Below are 242 nucleotides of genomic sequence, written 5' to 3'. Positions count from 1 at the left end.
AGAACGCTGACAGCGTTCGGAACCTCATAAAACGCAGCCTTGAGCGGGTTTCCACCCGCCATGACCATATCCAAAAACTTGTGGGCCTCATCAATCAGATTAGTAATCTGATAACTTTCCAGCTTGGCGGCAGCGGCGTTGTTCCTGTGGCCTTCTGCTTCAACATTCAGGGCATCACGCATCTGTCTGGCAACAGACAGGCGGGAACTGGTGTCATCCACCCTGCTCTGCTGGGAAGACAC

At 53.3% G+C, this 242-nt stretch carries 1 protein-coding gene; it reads right to left on the bottom strand.

The window, feature by feature from the left end; genetic code table 11:
• The coding region (locus tag JN414_RS16670; RefSeq protein ID WP_237390149.1) for a hypothetical protein at positions 1–221 on the bottom strand (221 nt) is incomplete at its 3' end.
• Positions 222–242 lie beyond the last annotated feature (21 nt).

Source organism: Gluconobacter sp. Gdi (assembly GCF_014132155.1).
Classification (GTDB): Bacteria; Pseudomonadota; Alphaproteobacteria; order Acetobacterales; family Acetobacteraceae; genus Gluconobacter.
This window is presented reverse-complemented; position numbering and strand designations above follow the sequence as displayed.